This is a genomic window from Bacillus sp. Root131, from assembly GCF_001429475.1.
In the GTDB taxonomy this organism is placed as follows: domain Bacteria; phylum Bacillota; class Bacilli; order Bacillales; family Bacillaceae_G; genus Bacillus_A; species Bacillus_A thuringiensis_S.
The window spans coordinates 1-15,839 of the sequence record NZ_LMJQ01000011.1 but is presented as its reverse complement, the minus strand read 5'-3'; the positions used below and the strand labels follow the sequence as shown (position 1 = coordinate 15,839).

The window sequence follows — 15,839 nt, the reverse complement described above, 5'->3', positions numbered from 1 at the left end:
TTAGGCCTATTGACTATTCTCCATAAAATGTTTCCTATGAAACATTTACGTTTTCATTTATATAATTTAATCTTACGTCTAATAAGATTTATTTTTCAATAGGTAATTTATTGGGCGTTCCCGGTTTGCGTGGATATTTCTTTGGTGTCTTGCGCTTTTTCTCGATTAATAAAATATTACGTTCACTCTCTTCAAACGGTAATTGGAACGTAGACATCTCTTTTAACTCTCCGCCTAGCACCTCTAAAGCATACTTACCATTTTCGATTTCTTCATTTGCTGCTGCACCTTTCATTGCAATGAATGTTCCTCCAACTTTTACAAGTGGTAAACATAGCTCACTTAATACAGAAAGACGTGCAACTGCACGTGCCATTACAATATCGTATGATTCACGTACACCTTCTTTTTTCCCAAATGTTTCAGCACGATCATGACAAAATGCAACATCACTTAATTCTAACTTTTGTGCTAAGTGATTTAAGAAATTAATACGTTTTTGCAATGAATCTACAATTGTTACTTTTAAGTGCGGGAAACAGATTTTTAAAGGAATACTTGGGAATCCAGCCCCTGCACCAACATCACAAATTGAGAACGGTTTTGAAAAATCATAATAAAAAGCAGCTGTAATAGAATCAAAAAAGTGTTTTAAGTATACTTCTTCTTTTTCTGTAATAGCCGTTAAGTTCATTTTCTCATTCCACTCTACTAATGTTTCAAAGTAGATTTTGAACTGCTCTAACTGTCTAGAAGAGAGGGTGATCCCCTTCTCTTCTAGCATAGATTGAAATTGTTCTATGTTCATCTAGCAATATCTCCTTACTATTTATTGGTTCGATACGCGCGCAATTTTTCCTTGTTCTATATAAACAAGTAAAATGGAAATATCCGCTGGATTTACGCCAGAAATACGTGAAGCCTGCCCCATTGAAAGTGGACGAACATCTTTCAATTTCTGTCTAGCTTCTGAGGCAAGGCTAGAAATCGCATCATAATCAATATCTACAGGTATTTTTTTACTCTCCATTTTCTTCATACGCTCTACTTGCTGTAAAGATTTTTCAATGTATCCTTCGTACTTAATCTGAATTTCAACTTGTTCTGTAACTTCATCACTTAATTCTACTTCACTTGGTACTAAAAGATGAATATGCTCATATGTCATCTCTGGACGACGTAATAAGTCACTCGCACGTATTCCATCTTTCAATTCACTTCCGCCAATATTGCGAATTAATTCTTGAACCTCAGGACGTGGTTTAATAATAATGCTGCTTAAACGTTCCTTTTCCTGTTCAATTTGTAGTTTTTTATTTGTAAATCGCTCATAGCGCTCTTCTTTAATTAATCCAATTTCACGACCAACTTCAGTTAAACGAAGATCAGCATTATCATGGCGTAATAATAGACGGTATTCTGCACGAGATGTTAATAAACGATATGGTTCATTTGTACCTTTCGTAACAAGATCATCAATTAAGACACCAATATAAGCATCCTCACGACCTAAAACAACTTCTTTTTTACCTAAAGAACGGCATGCTGCATTAATCCCAGCCATAAGCCCTTGTCCTGCCGCCTCTTCGTAACCAGAAGTTCCATTAATTTGTCCTGCTGTATATAAATTTTTAATCTTTTTCGTTTCAAGTGTTGGCCATAGTTGTGTTGGCACAATTGCATCATATTCAATTGCATAACCTGTGCGCATCATTTCAACATTTTCTAGGCCTGGAATTGTTCTAAGCATGTCACGTTGTACATCTTCTGGTAGGCTTGTGGATAAACCTTGCACATATACTTCTTGTGTATTACGCCCTTCTGGCTCTAAGAAAATTTGATGACGTGGTTTATCATTAAATCTTACTACTTTGTCTTCAATAGAAGGACAGTATCTAGGGCCTGTTCCTTTAATCATACCAGAATACATAGCTGAACGATGTAAATTTTCATCTATTAAACGGTGTGTTTCTGTACTTGTATATGTCAACCAACATGGAATTTGATCCATAATAAATTTCGTTGTTTCAAAAGAGAACGAACGTGGCTTATCATCACCCGGTTGAATTTCTGTTTTACTGTAGTCAATTGTATTACTGTTTACACGCGGAGGTGTCCCTGTTTTAAATCTAACAAGATCAAACCCAAGTTCCTCTAAATGCTCAGATAATGTAATAGACGGTTGCTGATTATTTGGACCGCTTGAATATTTTAAGTCGCCCATGATAATCTCGCCACGTAAAAATGTTCCAGTCGTAATTACAACGGTTTTTGCTGTATATTCTGCACCAGCTTGTGTAACTACCCCTTTACACATACCATCTTCAACGATTAAACGCTCTACCATTCCTTGGAATAACGTTAAGTTTGGTGTTTCTTCAATTGTTTTCTTCAATTCATGTTGGTAAGAGAATTTATCAGCTTGCGCTCGAAGTGCACGTACAGCTGGCCCCTTACCTGTATTTAGCATACGCATTTGAATATGAGTTTTATCAATATTACGTCCCATTTCTCCGCCTAATGCATCAATTTCACGAACAACAATCCCTTTTGCTGGTCCACCAACAGAAGGGTTACATGGCATGAAAGCTACCATATCTAAGTTAATTGTTAACATTAATGTTTTTGAGCCCATTCGTGCTGCCGCAAGACCAGCTTCACATCCTGCATGACCTGCACCGATTACTATGACATCGTATGAACCGGCATTGTATCCCATTGTTTATTCCTCCTAATAATCTCTATCTTTCTAAAACATCACTATATTATTTTCCTAAACAAAATTGAGAGAACAACTGGTCAATTAGGCTTTCATGGACTGTGTCACCAGTAATTTCACCAAGTATTTCCCACGTTCTTGTTAAATCAATTTGCACCATATCAATTGGTACACCATTTTCTATTGCCTCAATTGCATCACCGATTGTTTGTCCCGCTTGTGTTAATAATCCAATATGTCTCGCATTAGAAACATATGTCATATCTGCAGAATCGATTGTTCCTTCAAAGAATAAATCAGCTATTGCCTTTTCGAGTTCATCTATTCCTTGTTCCTCAATTAAGGATGTTGTAATAACACGATTTCCCGCAGCTAACTCTGTAACACGTTCCATATCAATCGCTTGCGGTAAATCAGTCTTATTCACAATAACAATAAAGTCTTTTCCTTGTACCGCATGGAATAGATCTTCATCCTCATTTGTTAAAGCCTCGCTATAGTTGACAACAACTAATACTAAATCTGCTTGGCTCATCATTTCTTTTGATCGCTCCACACCAATTCGTTCAACAACATCTTCTGTCTCACGAATACCGGCTGTATCTATAAGTTTAAGAGGTACACCACGCACATTAACGTACTCTTCAATAACATCACGAGTTGTTCCTGCAATATCAGTTACAATTGCTTTTTTCTCCTGAACAAGACTATTTAATAACGATGATTTCCCAACATTAGGTCTACCGATAATTGCTGTAGCAATACCTTCACGTAAAATTTTCCCTTGTTTTGATGTTTCTAATATTTTTTCGATTTCCGAACGAACATGCGTCGCTTTCTCAATTAAAATATTATGTGTCATCTCTTCTACATCATCGTATTCTGGATAATCTATATTTACCTCAACATGAGCTAATGTTTCTAATATTTCTTGACGTAGGCGACCAATTAATTTAGATAATCGCCCTTCCATTTGATTAATTGCTACATTCATCGCACGATCTGTTTTTGCTCGAATCAAATCCATAACAGCTTCTGCTTGTGATAAATCGATACGTCCATTTAAAAAAGCACGTTTTGTAAATTCGCCCGGTTCTGCCAATCGTACTCCTTGCGCTAGAATAAGTTGCAATACTTTATTTACTGAAACAAGTCCGCCATGACAGTTAATTTCCACTATATTTTCACGTGTAAAAGTCCTTGGTGCGCGCATAATAGACACCATAACTTCTTCAATAACTTGATTTGTATCTAAATCAACGATATGACCATAATGAATAGTGTGAGAAGGAACCTCTGTTAAATCCTTCCCTTTAAAAATACGGTCAACTTTCTCAACCGCATCATCCCCACTTACTCGAACAATGGCAATTGCACCCTCTCCAAGCGCTGTGGAAATCGCAGCAATTGTATCAAATTCCATGTCCTTTCACCTCACTTGCTTATTTATCTCTATTTCAACATGATTATTTCTTTCACTAAATTATTAGGATACCATAACGAACCTATCTACAAAAGAAGAATAACTCATTTTATTATATCCCCATGTAAAAAACACTAAACTTATTCACAGTGGATAAGTTTAGTGTTTTTTAGTTATCCACATCTATTTTTCGCTCAAAAAAACCGGCACTCATTTGAGCAACCGGTCATTTAGGAGATATTACAACATGCCGATGTGGTTCATTTCCTTCAGAAGTTGTTTTGATACCTTGATGATTTGATAATGCCTGATGAATAATTTTTCGTTCAAAAGATGGCATCGGTTCTAAAATAACTCTTTTTTTCGTATTAGATACTTGTTTCGCTAATCGATAAGAAAGTGATTCTAGCGTACTTTTTCTTTTACTACGATAATTTTCAGCATCTAGTGTAATACCTATATACTGCTTCGTGTTACGATTCGCAACAAGTTTTGTTAAATACTGTAAAGAGTTTAGTGTATTACCTCTTTTTCCAATTAAAACTCCTACATCATCACCAGAAATTGTAAATTCGATCTCGCGTCCTTTTACAACTTTACTAATTTCAACTTCCACACCCATATTGTGAATAACATTTCTTAAATATTCTTCACATTCCTGAATTGGATCTTTCTTCAATACAACTTCTACTACTGCAGGACGATTCCCAAATAAACCTAAGAATCCTCTTTTACCCTCATCGACAATATTTATATCTACTCGATCTTTTGATGTATTTAATTGCCTTAAAGCATCCTCTACTGCCAGCTCGACTGTTTGTCCTTTAGCAGTAATTATACTCACTTGCTTGAGCCTCCAGCTTTGCTAGCCTTAATCTCTGGCCCTTTGATAAAGTACATTTGAGCAATACCAAAGATATTACCAACAACCCAGTAAAGTGATAATGCAGCTGGGAAGTTAATTGCAAAGATTAAAATCATAATCGGCATAAGCCAAAGCATCATTGCCATTTGCGGATTTTGACCAGCTGTTCCTGCCATTGCAAGCTTTTGCTGAATAAATGTCGTAATTGCTGCAACAACCGGTAAGATATAGAACGGATCTGCCTGTCCTAAATCAAACCATAAAAATGTATGTTCACTAATTGCTGTTGTTCTCATAATCGCATGATAAAACGCGAATAAAATAGGCATCTGAACAAATATCGGTAAACATCCTGCCAATGGATTTACACCATTCTTTTGATATAACTGCATCATTTCTTGTTGTAGTTTTTGCTGTGTTGCTTGATCTTTAGAACTATATTTCTCTTTTAACTTCACCATTTCTGGTTGTAACGCTTGCATTGCTTTTGTACTCTTTGTTTGTTTAATCATTAATGGTAATAATGCAAAACGAATGATAAGAGTTGTAATAACAATTGCTAAACCGTAATTACTGTTAAATAAGTCGGCAAAATACGTGATTAACTGAGAAAGCGGATATACGAAATATTCATTCCAAATCCCAGTACTTTTCGATGTAATCGGCTGACCCGTTTCACTACAACCGGTGGCAATCGCCATTAATGCAACGACCATGGCTAGTAAACCTAATTTCTTTTTCAAAGCCTACTCCTCCTTGTATCGGTATGTATATAGTGTAATTCATTTCCTTACGCTACTTTTTTATTCTTTTCATACCAGAGCGTTTAAAGACATGAATTAAGCTTTTCTTTACTTCTTCATATGTCATCTCTGCACAAGGCTTCCTTGCTATTATAACAAAATCTTTTCCAGAATCTATCTCATCTTTTAACTCTGTAATAGCTTGACGGACCATGCGCTTAATTCGATTACGAACTACTGCATTTCCTATTTTCTTGCTAACAGAAAGGCCGATGCGAAAGTTTGGCTGTTCTTCTTTATCTAATTGGTATACAACAAACTGACGATTCGCATTTGATTTTCCTTTTTGAAAAACCGCCTGGAATTCATCATTCTTCTTTATACGATGTTTTTTCTTCATATCAATTGACACTCCTGTATTTCATCAGCGGAAATTCACTATTATTAGAAAAAAAGACCACTGAACGATCAGTGGTCTACGCAGATAATACTTTTCTTCCTTTACGACGACGAGCTGCTAGCACTTTACGTCCGTTCGCTGTGCTCATACGGCTGCGGAAACCATGTACTTTGCTGCGCTTACGTTTATTTGGTTGGTAAGTTCTTTTCATTATATGACACCTCCCTGAGGAATATCTGTTAAAGACAGTCCTATAAATTATAGTTAATCAACTAGGAAAATGTCAATGGTTCTAGAAATTTTCATCAAATATTCATTTTGAACCTATTCACATACTTTTTCACAGCATCTATATTTCCTTGTGGATAAATGTTTTTTCACGTTTTTTATATCCACAAACTTTTTTCCCACTTTTACACAGTATATCGTGTTGTGGACAAGTTTATTCCACAAGGTATTGATTTTGTGGATAACTTTCTTAAATTCATTGCTATAGCCACTTTTTTTTGATATTATAGTTGTGTTTTCACTTTGAATAAGTTTTCCACATCTTTATCTTATCCACAATTTGTGTATAACATGTGGACAGTTTTAATCACATGTGGGTAAACAGTTGTCCACATTTGGTTTTTTTGTCGAAAACCCTATCTCATATACAAACGACGTTTTTAGGTTTTAAAATACGTTTCGTATAAATATACATTTTATATTTATTAGGTTGTACATTTGTTGCGCAGCCTTATTCTTTTACCATCTTAGTAAAGGAGGGACACCTTTGGAAAATATCTCTGATTTATGGAATAGTGCCTTAAAAGAATTAGAAAAAAAGGTAAGCAAGCCTAGTTATGAGACATGGTTAAAATCAACAACGGCTCATAACTTGAAGAAAGACGTATTAACGATTACAGCTCCAAATGAATTTGCTCGTGACTGGCTAGAATCTCATTACTCAGAACTAATTTCAGAAACACTATACGATTTAACAGGGGCAAAATTAGCAATTCGCTTTATTATTCCCCAAAGTCAAGCGGAAGAGGACATTGATCTTCCTCCAGTTAAGCGGAATCCAGCACAAGATGATTCAGCTCATTTACCACAGAGCATGTTAAATCCAAAATATACATTTGATACATTTGTTATCGGCTCTGGTAACCGTTTTGCCCATGCAGCTTCATTAGCTGTAGCCGAGGCGCCAGCTAAAGCGTATAATCCACTCTTTATTTACGGGGGAGTTGGGCTTGGAAAGACGCATTTAATGCACGCGATTGGCCATTATGTAATTGAACATAATCCAAATGCAAAAGTTGTATATTTATCATCAGAAAAATTCACGAATGAATTTATTAACTCTATTCGTGATAATAAAGCTGTTGATTTTCGTAATAAATATCGCAATGTAGATGTTTTATTGATAGATGATATTCAATTTCTTGCTGGAAAAGAACAAACTCAAGAAGAGTTTTTCCATACATTTAATGCATTACACGAAGAAAGTAAACAAATTGTAATTTCTAGTGATCGACCACCAAAAGAAATTCCAACTTTAGAAGATCGTCTTCGTTCTCGCTTTGAATGGGGACTTATTACAGATATTACGCCGCCAGATTTAGAGACACGAATTGCAATTTTACGCAAAAAAGCAAAAGCTGAAGGGCTTGATATACCAAATGAAGTTATGCTTTATATCGCAAATCAAATTGATTCAAATATTCGCGAATTAGAAGGTGCACTTATCCGAGTTGTAGCTTATTCATCTTTAATTAATAAAGATATTAATGCTGATTTAGCAGCTGAAGCACTTAAAGATATTATTCCAAATTCTAAGCCGAAAATTATCTCTATTTATGATATTCAAAAAGCTGTCGGAGACGTTTATCAAGTAAAATTAGAAGATTTTAAAGCGAAAAAACGTACAAAATCAGTTGCGTTTCCTCGCCAAATTGCAATGTATTTATCACGCGAACTTACGGATTCCTCTTTACCAAAAATAGGTGAAGAATTTGGTGGACGTGATCATACAACAGTTATCCATGCCCATGAAAAAATTTCTAAACTACTAAAAACCGATACGCAATTACAAAAGCAAGTTGAAGAAATTAATGGTATTTTAAAGTAGTAGCTGAATAGTGTGAATAACTTACCTTGTTTTACGCACAGTCTATCCACATGTAGATAGACTGTTTTTACATCCTTCAAAGGGGTTATCCACATATCCACAAGCCCTATTACTATTACTACTATTTTTTATCTTTATTAATTAAATAAAATCTTATACTTACCGGAGGTTTTTCTTTATGCGTTTTACAATACAAAAAGACTATCTTGTAAGAGGTGTACAAGATGTAATGAAGGCAGTTTCTTCTCGTACAACAATCCCGATCCTTACGGGAATTAAAGTTGTAGCTACTGAAGAAGGGGTTACATTAACAGGAAGCGATGCTGATATTTCTATTGAATCGTTTATTCCAGTCGAAGAAGATGGAAAAGAAATCGTAGAAATAGCTCAATCAGGAAGCATTGTTTTACAAGCAAAATATTTTAGTGAGATTGTAAAAAAACTACCTAAGGATACTGTCGAAATTTCTGTGGAAAATCATTTTATGACAAAAATAAAATCTGGAAAATCAGAGTTTAACTTAAATGGTTTAGATTCTGCAGAATATCCGTTATTACCACAGATTGAAGAACATCATGTATTTAAGATACCAACAGATTTACTTAAACATATGATCAGACAAACTGTATTTGCAGTTTCTACTTCTGAAACAAGACCAATCTTGACAGGTGTAAACTGGAAGGTATATAACAGCGAGTTAACTTGTATTGCAACAGATAGTCATAGACTGGCACTTCGAAAAGCGAAAATCGAAGGACATAATATTGCAGATGAATTTCAAGCTAATGTTGTTATTCCAGGTAAGAGCTTAAACGAATTAAGTAAAATTCTGGATGAGTCTGAAGAAATGGTAGATATTGTAATAACTGAGTATCAAGTATTATTCCGTACAAAGCATTTATTATTCTTCTCAAGATTGTTAGAAGGAAATTATCCAGATACGACACGTTTAATTCCAGCAGAGAGTAAAACGGATATTTTTGTAAATACAAAAGAATTCCTACAAGCAATTGATCGTGCTTCACTATTAGCGAGAGATGGCCGCAATAACGTTGTCAAATTATCAACTTTAGAGCAAGAAATGCTAGAGATTTCCTCGAATTCACCAGAAATTGGAAAAGTTGTCGAAGAAGTACAATGTGAAAAAGTAGATGGAGAAGAGTTAAAAATATCTTTTAGTGCAAAATATATGATGGATGCATTGAAAGCTCTAGATAGTACAGAGATTAAAGTTAGCTTTACTGGGGCGATGAGACCGTTCTTAATTCGTACAGTAAATGATGATTCAATTATTCAATTAATTTTACCGGTTCGTACTTACTAGGTAAGGAATAAGGGTTGCTAGTTTAAAGATGCTAGTGGCCCTTATTTGATTTTTGGGTATTACTTTCCTAATGTTAGTTTATTTAGTACAATGAAAGAATGAACACTTTCAGAAAGTGAGCGATTTTATGAAACATATTAAAATTTCAACAGAGTATATTACACTAGGACAATTTTTAAAGTTAGCTGATGTAATTGATACAGGTGGCGCTGTAAAATGGTTTTTACAAGAATATGAAGTGTACGTGAACAACGAACTTGAAAATAGAAGAGGTCGCAAACTATATGCGAATGATGTTATTGAAATTCCAGGAAGCGGAACTTTCCAAGTTCAGGCATAAAGGGGGAGCCCTTTGTTTATTTCAGAAATACAATTAAAAAACTATCGCAATTATGAAAAATTAGAGCTTTCCTTTGAAGATAAGGTAAATGTAATTATCGGCGAAAATGCACAAGGGAAAACAAACTTGATGGAAGCTATTTATGTTTTAGCGATGGCGAAATCTCATAGAACCTCTAATGATCGCGAACTTATCCGCTGGGATGAAGAGTTTGGTCAAATAAAAGGGAAATTACAAAAAAGAAACAGTTCTTTGTCTTTGGAATTAAATATTTCGAAAAAAGGTAAAAAGGCAAAATTAAATCAACTTGAACAACAAAAGTTAAGTCAATATATTGGCGTGATGAACGTTGTCATGTTTGCCCCAGAAGATTTAAATCTTGTAAAAGGAAGCCCTCAAGTAAGAAGACGCTTTTTAGATATGGAATTAGGACAAATAGCTCCTATATATTTGTATGAATTAAGTCAATATCAAAAGGTGCTCACGCAACGAAATCACTTGTTGAAAAAAATGCAAGGGAATAGTAAGAATGAGGAAACGATGTTGGATGTATTTACACTTCAACTAATTGAGCATGGTGCGAAAATACTGCAAAAACGTTTTGAATTTTTGCATTTGCTACAGGAATGGGCAGCTCCAATTCATCGCGGTATAAGCCGTGGATTAGAAGAGTTAGAAATTGTCTATAAACCAAGTGTAGATGTATCAGAATCAATGGATTTGTCGAAAATAAAAGAAGTATACTATGAAAGTTTTCAATCTGTGAAACAACGTGAAATTTTCCGTGGTACGACTTTAATTGGTCCTCATCGTGATGATTTACAATTCTTCGTTAATAGTAAAAATGTTCAAGTCTTTGGTTCGCAAGGGCAACAACGAACGACCGCACTATCCCTAAAATTAGCTGAAATTGAATTAATTTATTCAGAGGTTAAAGAATATCCAATCCTTTTGCTGGATGATGTTTTATCAGAATTAGACGATTATCGTCAATCACATCTGTTAAATACAATTCAAGGAAAGGTGCAAACATTTGTTACAACGACGAGTGTCGACGGAATTGAACACGAAACATTAAAAGATGCGAAAACAATTCATGTAACGAACGGCACGGTAGATTGTGAAATAGATAGGGCATAAACCCCTGTTTAAATGGAAAAGTAGGTGATCTTTGTGTCAATGGAACAAAAACAAATGCAAGAAAATGCATATGATGAAAGTCAGATACAGGTACTTGAAGGACTAGAGGCAGTTCGGAAACGTCCGGGTATGTATATTGGATCTACGAGTGGAAAGGGACTTCACCACCTTGTATGGGAGATTGTCGATAATAGTATCGATGAAGCGTTAGCAGGATATTGTGATGAAATTAACGTTAGTATCGAAGAAGATAATAGTATTCTTGTAACGGATAATGGACGTGGTATTCCAGTTGGTATACAAGAAAAAATGGGACGTCCTGCAGTAGAGGTTATTATGACTGTCCTCCACGCTGGTGGTAAATTTGGCGGTGGCGGTTACAAAGTTTCTGGTGGTTTGCACGGTGTTGGTGCATCTGTTGTAAATGCCTTATCAACAGAATTAGAAGTATTTGTACATCGTGATGGTAAAATCCATTACCAAAAATACGAAAGAGGTATTCCGGTTGCAGATTTAAAAGTCATCGGTGATACAGATAAAACTGGAACAATAACTCGCTTTAAACCGGATCCAGAAATTTTTAAAGAGACGACAGAATATGAATTCGATACGCTAGCGACTCGTATGCGTGAGTTGGCGTTTTTAAATCGTAATATTAAATTAACAATTGAAGATAAACGTGAACATAAGCAAAAGAAAGAGTTCCACTATGAAGGTGGAATTAAATCATATGTTGAACATTTAAATCGTTCAAAACAACCAATTCATGAAGAGCCTGTATATGTAGAAGGTTCAAAAGATGGTATTCAAGTTGAAGTTGCGCTTCAATATAACGAAGGATATACAAATCATATTTACTCATTTACAAATAATATTCATACGTATGAAGGTGGTACACATGAGGTAGGATTTAAAACTGCCTTAACACGTGTGATTAACGATTATGGTCGTAAAAATAACATTTTAAAAGATGCGGATAGTAATTTGACTGGTGAAGATGTTCGTGAAGGTTTAACAGCAATTGTGTCAATTAAACATCCAAATCCACAATTTGAAGGGCAAACGAAGACGAAACTTGGAAATAGTGAAGCGAGGACGATTACGGAGTCAGTATTCTCTGAGGCTTTTGAAAAATTCTTACTGGAAAATCCCAATGTTGCACGTAAGATTGTAGATAAAGGAACGATGGCAGCACGTGCGCGTGTAGCAGCTAAAAAAGCTCGTGAGCTAACTCGCCGAAAGAGTGCTTTAGAAGTTTCAAGTTTACCAGGGAAATTGGCAGATTGTTCTTCTAAAGATCCAGCAATTAGTGAAATTTATATCGTAGAGGGTGACTCTGCGGGTGGATCTGCAAAACAAGGACGCGATCGTCATTTTCAAGCAATTTTACCGCTGAAGGGTAAAATTATTAATGTTGAAAAGGCACGCTTAGATAAGATTTTATCAAATGATGAAGTTCGTACAATTATTACGGCGATTGGTACAAATATTGGTGGGGACTTCGATATCGAAAAAGCACGCTATCATAAAGTTATTATTATGACCGATGCCGATGTTGATGGTGCGCATATTCGTACCCTATTATTAACGTTCTTCTATCGTTATATGCGTCAAATAATTGAGTGTGGATATATATATATAGCACAGCCACCGTTGTTTAAGGTGCAACAAGGTAAAAAAATTCAATATGCTTATAATGATAAAGAGCTTGAAAAAATATTAGCTGAGTTACCAGCCCAGCCGAAACCAGGAATTCAACGTTATAAAGGTCTTGGAGAGATGAATCCAACTCAGCTATGGGAGACGACAATGGATCCAGAAGTACGTTCGTTACTTCAAGTTTCTCTTCAAGATGCAATAGAAGCAGATGAAACATTTGAAATTTTAATGGGTGATAAAGTGGAACCACGTCGTAACTTTATCCAAGAGAATGCAAAATACGTGAAAAACCTTGATATTTAAATGAGTAATGACAGGAATCTAAGTATTCCTGTCTTCTACATATAAATCAATGTATGTATAACGGAAACGTAAGAGGAGGTGCTCGTTGATGTCAGACAATCAACAACAAGCACGAATTCGAGAAATTAATATTAGTCATGAAATGCGTACCTCATTTTTAGATTACGCAATGAGTGTTATCGTATCTCGTGCATTACCAGATGTTCGTGATGGATTAAAACCTGTGCATCGTAGGGTTTTATATGCGATGAATGATTTAGGAATTACAGCTGATAAAGCGTATAAGAAATCAGCACGTATTGTCGGTGAAGTAATCGGGAAGTATCACCCTCATGGTGATTCAGCCGTTTATGAAACAATGGTACGTATGGCGCAAGATTTCAGTCAACGTTATATGCTTGTAGATGGGCATGGTAACTTCGGTTCTGTAGATGGAGATTCAGCAGCGGCAATGCGTTATACAGAGGCAAGAATGTCTAAGATTTCTATGGAATTAATACGTGATATTTCAAAAAATACAATTGATTATCAAGATAACTACGATGGTTCGGAAAGAGAGCCGATTGTATTACCAGCGCGTTTTCCTAATTTATTAGTAAACGGTACGACAGGTATTGCAGTTGGTATGGCAACAAATATTCCGCCGCATCAACTTGGCGAAGTAATTGATGGTGTGTTGGCATTAAGTCATAACCCGGATATTACTATAGCGGAGTTAATGGAATATATTCCTGGACCAGACTTCCCGACATCAGGTTTAATCTTAGGTCGAAGTGGCATCCGTAGAGCTTATGAAACAGGGCGCGGTTCTATTATGCTTCGTGCCAAAGTTGAAATTGAAGAGAAATCAAATGGTAAACAATCTATTATCGTAACGGAACTACCTTATCAAGTTAATAAGGCACGATTAATTGAAAAAATCGCAGAATTAGTTCGCGATAAGAAAATTGAAGGTATTACAGATTTACGTGATGAATCAGACCGAAATGGTATGCGTATTGTCATGGAAGTACGTCGTGACGCCAATGCAAACGTACTATTAAACAATCTATATAAACATACAGCACTTCAGACAAGTTTCGGTATTAATATGTTGTCTCTTGTAAATGGAGAGCCTCAAGTACTAAATTTAAAACAAAACTTATATCATTATTTGGAGCACCAGAAGGTAGTAATCCGTAGACGTACTGCGTATGAATTAGAAAAAGCAGAGGCACGTGCTCATATTTTAGAAGGATTACGAATTGCTTTAGATCATCTTGATGAAGTTATTACGTTAATTCGTAGTTCAAAAACGGCTGATATTGCAAAGCAAGGCTTAATGGAACGTTTCGGTTTAAGTGAGAAACAAGCGCAAGCGATTTTAGATATGCGTCTGCAACGTTTAACTGGATTAGAACGTGAAAAAATCGAGCAAGAATATCAAGATTTAATGAATTTAATTGCTGAATTAAAAGCGATTTTAGCAGATGAAGAGAAAGTTCTTGAGATTATTCGTGAAGAATTAACAGAAGTAAAAGAGCGTTTCAATGATAAGAGACGAACAGAAATTACAATTGGCGGTATGGAATTTATTGAAGATGAAGATTTAATTCCTGAGCAAAATATTGCAATTACGTTAACTCATAACGGTTATATTAAGAGGTTACCAGCTTCTACGTACAAAACACAGAACCGTGGGGGACGTGGTGTACAAGGAATGGGTACGAATGATGATGACTTTGTTGAACACTTATTAACAACGTCTACTCATGATCATATTTTATTCTTTACAAACAAGGGTAAAGTATACCGTACGAAAGGATATGAAATCCCAGAGTATAGTCGTACTGCAAAAGGGCTACCAATTATTAACCTATTAGGGGTAGATAAGGGTGAGTGGATCAATGCCATTATTCCAATTCGTGAATTTGGTGACGACCAGTTCTTATTCTTTACAACGAAACAAGGTATTTCTAAGAGAACGCCACTTTCATCATTTGCAAATATACGTACGAACGGTTTAATTGCAATTTCGCTTCGTGAAGAAGATGAAGTGATTTCTGTACGTTTAACATCTGGCGATAAAGATATTATCGTAGGGACAAGCAACGGTATGTTAATTCGCTTCAATGAACAAGATGTACGTTCTATGGGCCGTAATGCAGCTGGTGTAAAAGCTATTACATTAGGCGAAGAGGACCAAGTAGTAGGTATGGAAATTGTTGAAGAAGATACGAATGTCTTAATTGTAACGAAAAACGGGTATGGTAAGCGTACTCCAGTTGAAGAGTATCGACTACAAAGCCGTGGTGGTAAAGGTCTTAAAACTTGTAACATTACAGATAAAAACGGTAAGTTAGTAGCGGTTAAGTCTGTAACAGGTGAAGAAGACATCATGCTAATTACAGCCGCAGGCGTTATTATTCGTATGCCGGTTGATCAAATCTCTCAAATGGGACGTAATACACAAGGTGTTCGTCTAATTCGTTTAGAGGATGAGCAAGAGGTAGCGACAGTAGCAAAAGCACAGAAAGATGAAGAAGAAGAATCTAATGAAGAGGTTTCTTCTGAAGAATAAGAGGGTGGATTTTCCCCCCTCTTATTTTTTTATAATAATACTTGCATAGTGATAGCAAAGTCTATATAATAGGCAGAGTCAGCAAATGAGAGATACAAATTATCTTGAAAAACTTGTTGACGAAAATAATATACTATGATATATTATAAAAGTCGCTGAAACGCGATATTGAACTTTGAAAACTAAACGAAACAAACAACGTGAAACGTCAATTTTTATTTTTAGATGCTAGACAAACTAACTTTAT

General features: G+C 35.6%; 13 protein-coding genes. 6 read left to right on the top strand and 7 right to left on the bottom strand.

The features are described from left to right. Nucleotides 1-88: 88 nt before the first annotated feature. The 7 genes from rsmG to rpmH all read right to left on the bottom strand — a co-directional run bounded on the left by rsmG (nucleotide 89) and on the right by rpmH (nucleotide 6,361). Nucleotides 89-808, bottom strand: a complete 720-nt coding sequence (rsmG, locus tag ASE54_RS20535; protein ID WP_001019628.1) for a 16S rRNA (guanine(527)-N(7))-methyltransferase RsmG — start codon at nucleotides 806-808, stop codon at nucleotides 89-91. Nucleotides 809-829: 21 nt separating this feature from the next. Continuing rightward, a complete protein-coding gene (gene mnmG, locus ASE54_RS20530; RefSeq protein WP_000541045.1) occupies nucleotides 830-2,719 on the bottom strand; it encodes a tRNA uridine-5-carboxymethylaminomethyl(34) synthesis enzyme MnmG in 1,890 nt (629 codons plus the stop codon). A 46-nt stretch (nucleotides 2,720-2,765) separates the two neighbouring features. After that, nucleotides 2,766-4,142 (bottom strand): tRNA uridine-5-carboxymethylaminomethyl(34) synthesis GTPase MnmE, encoded by a 1,377-nt coding sequence (gene mnmE / locus ASE54_RS20525; RefSeq protein WP_000393760.1) that lies wholly within the window; start codon nucleotides 4,140-4,142, stop codon nucleotides 2,766-2,768. Between the two features lie 226 nt (nucleotides 4,143-4,368). Continuing rightward, nucleotides 4,369-4,986 (bottom strand): RNA-binding cell elongation regulator Jag/EloR, encoded by a 618-nt coding sequence (gene jag, locus ASE54_RS20520; protein WP_000022797.1) that lies wholly within the window; start codon nucleotides 4,984-4,986, stop codon nucleotides 4,369-4,371. Beyond that, on the bottom strand, nucleotides 4,983-5,750 hold the full coding sequence (spoIIIJ, locus tag ASE54_RS20515; RefSeq protein ID WP_000727741.1) for a YidC family membrane integrase SpoIIIJ: 768 nt from the start codon (nucleotides 5,748-5,750) through the stop codon (nucleotides 4,983-4,985). Before spoIIIJ ends, jag begins: the two co-directional genes overlap by 4 nt. Nucleotides 5,751-5,802: 52 nt before the next feature. Next, a complete protein-coding gene (gene rnpA / locus ASE54_RS20510) occupies nucleotides 5,803-6,150 on the bottom strand; it encodes a ribonuclease P protein component (protein ID WP_000726621.1) in 348 nt (115 codons plus the stop codon). Nucleotides 6,151-6,226: 76 nt separating this feature from the next. Further along, nucleotides 6,227-6,361: a 50S ribosomal protein L34 gene (gene rpmH, locus ASE54_RS20505; RefSeq protein ID WP_000831901.1), complete on the bottom strand. Its 135-nt coding sequence runs from the start codon at nucleotides 6,359-6,361 to the stop codon at nucleotides 6,227-6,229. A 564-nt stretch (nucleotides 6,362-6,925) separates the two neighbouring features. Between rpmH and dnaA the strand changes: the two genes are divergently transcribed. From dnaA to gyrA, 6 genes are all read left to right on the top strand, one after another. Beyond that, nucleotides 6,926-8,266: a chromosomal replication initiator protein DnaA gene (gene dnaA / locus ASE54_RS20500; RefSeq protein WP_000428018.1), complete on the top strand. Its 1,341-nt coding sequence runs from the start codon at nucleotides 6,926-6,928 to the stop codon at nucleotides 8,264-8,266. Nucleotides 8,267-8,444: 178 nt separating this feature from the next. Then, complete coding sequence (dnaN, locus tag ASE54_RS20495; RefSeq protein WP_001212884.1) at nucleotides 8,445-9,590, top strand: DNA polymerase III subunit beta; 1,146 nt, start codon at nucleotides 8,445-8,447, stop codon at nucleotides 9,588-9,590. Between the two features lie 127 nt (nucleotides 9,591-9,717). Next, nucleotides 9,718-9,930: a S4 domain-containing protein YaaA gene (gene yaaA, locus ASE54_RS20490; RefSeq protein WP_000680510.1), complete on the top strand. Its 213-nt coding sequence runs from the start codon at nucleotides 9,718-9,720 to the stop codon at nucleotides 9,928-9,930. Between the two features lie 12 nt (nucleotides 9,931-9,942). Beyond that, a complete protein-coding gene (gene recF, locus ASE54_RS20485; RefSeq protein WP_000470754.1) occupies nucleotides 9,943-11,070 on the top strand; it encodes a DNA replication/repair protein RecF in 1,128 nt (375 codons plus the stop codon). 39 nt (nucleotides 11,071-11,109) lie between these two features. After that, on the top strand, nucleotides 11,110-13,032 hold the full coding sequence (gene gyrB / locus ASE54_RS20480; RefSeq protein ID WP_000435979.1) for a DNA topoisomerase (ATP-hydrolyzing) subunit B: 1,923 nt from the start codon (nucleotides 11,110-11,112) through the stop codon (nucleotides 13,030-13,032). A gap of 88 nt (nucleotides 13,033-13,120) precedes the next feature. After that, on the top strand, nucleotides 13,121-15,592 hold the full coding sequence (gyrA, locus tag ASE54_RS20475; RefSeq protein WP_001282868.1) for a DNA gyrase subunit A: 2,472 nt from the start codon (nucleotides 13,121-13,123) through the stop codon (nucleotides 15,590-15,592). Nucleotides 15,593-15,839 lie beyond the last annotated feature (247 nt).

Excerpts from the sequence above, each read along its gene's own strand:
- rsmG (WP_001019628.1), bottom strand. The coding sequence starts at position 808 with ATGAACATAGAACAATTTCAATCTATGCTAGAAGAGAAGGGGATCACC.
- mnmG (WP_000541045.1), bottom strand. The coding sequence starts at position 2,719 with ATGGGATACAATGCCGGTTCATACGATGTCATAGTAATCGGTGCAGGT.
- mnmE (WP_000393760.1), bottom strand. The coding sequence starts at position 4,142 with ATGGAATTTGATACAATTGCTGCGATTTCCACAGCGCTTGGAGAGGGT.
- rnpA (WP_000726621.1), bottom strand. The coding sequence starts at position 6,150 with ATGAAGAAAAAACATCGTATAAAGAAGAATGATGAATTCCAGGCGGTT.
- rpmH (WP_000831901.1), bottom strand. The coding sequence starts at position 6,361 with ATGAAAAGAACTTACCAACCAAATAAACGTAAGCGCAGCAAAGTACAT.
- dnaN (WP_001212884.1), top strand. The coding sequence starts at position 8,445 with ATGCGTTTTACAATACAAAAAGACTATCTTGTAAGAGGTGTACAAGAT.
- yaaA (WP_000680510.1), top strand. The coding sequence starts at position 9,718 with ATGAAACATATTAAAATTTCAACAGAGTATATTACACTAGGACAATTT.
- gyrB (WP_000435979.1), top strand. The coding sequence starts at position 11,110 with ATGGAACAAAAACAAATGCAAGAAAATGCATATGATGAAAGTCAGATA.
- gyrA (WP_001282868.1), top strand. The coding sequence starts at position 13,121 with ATGTCAGACAATCAACAACAAGCACGAATTCGAGAAATTAATATTAGT.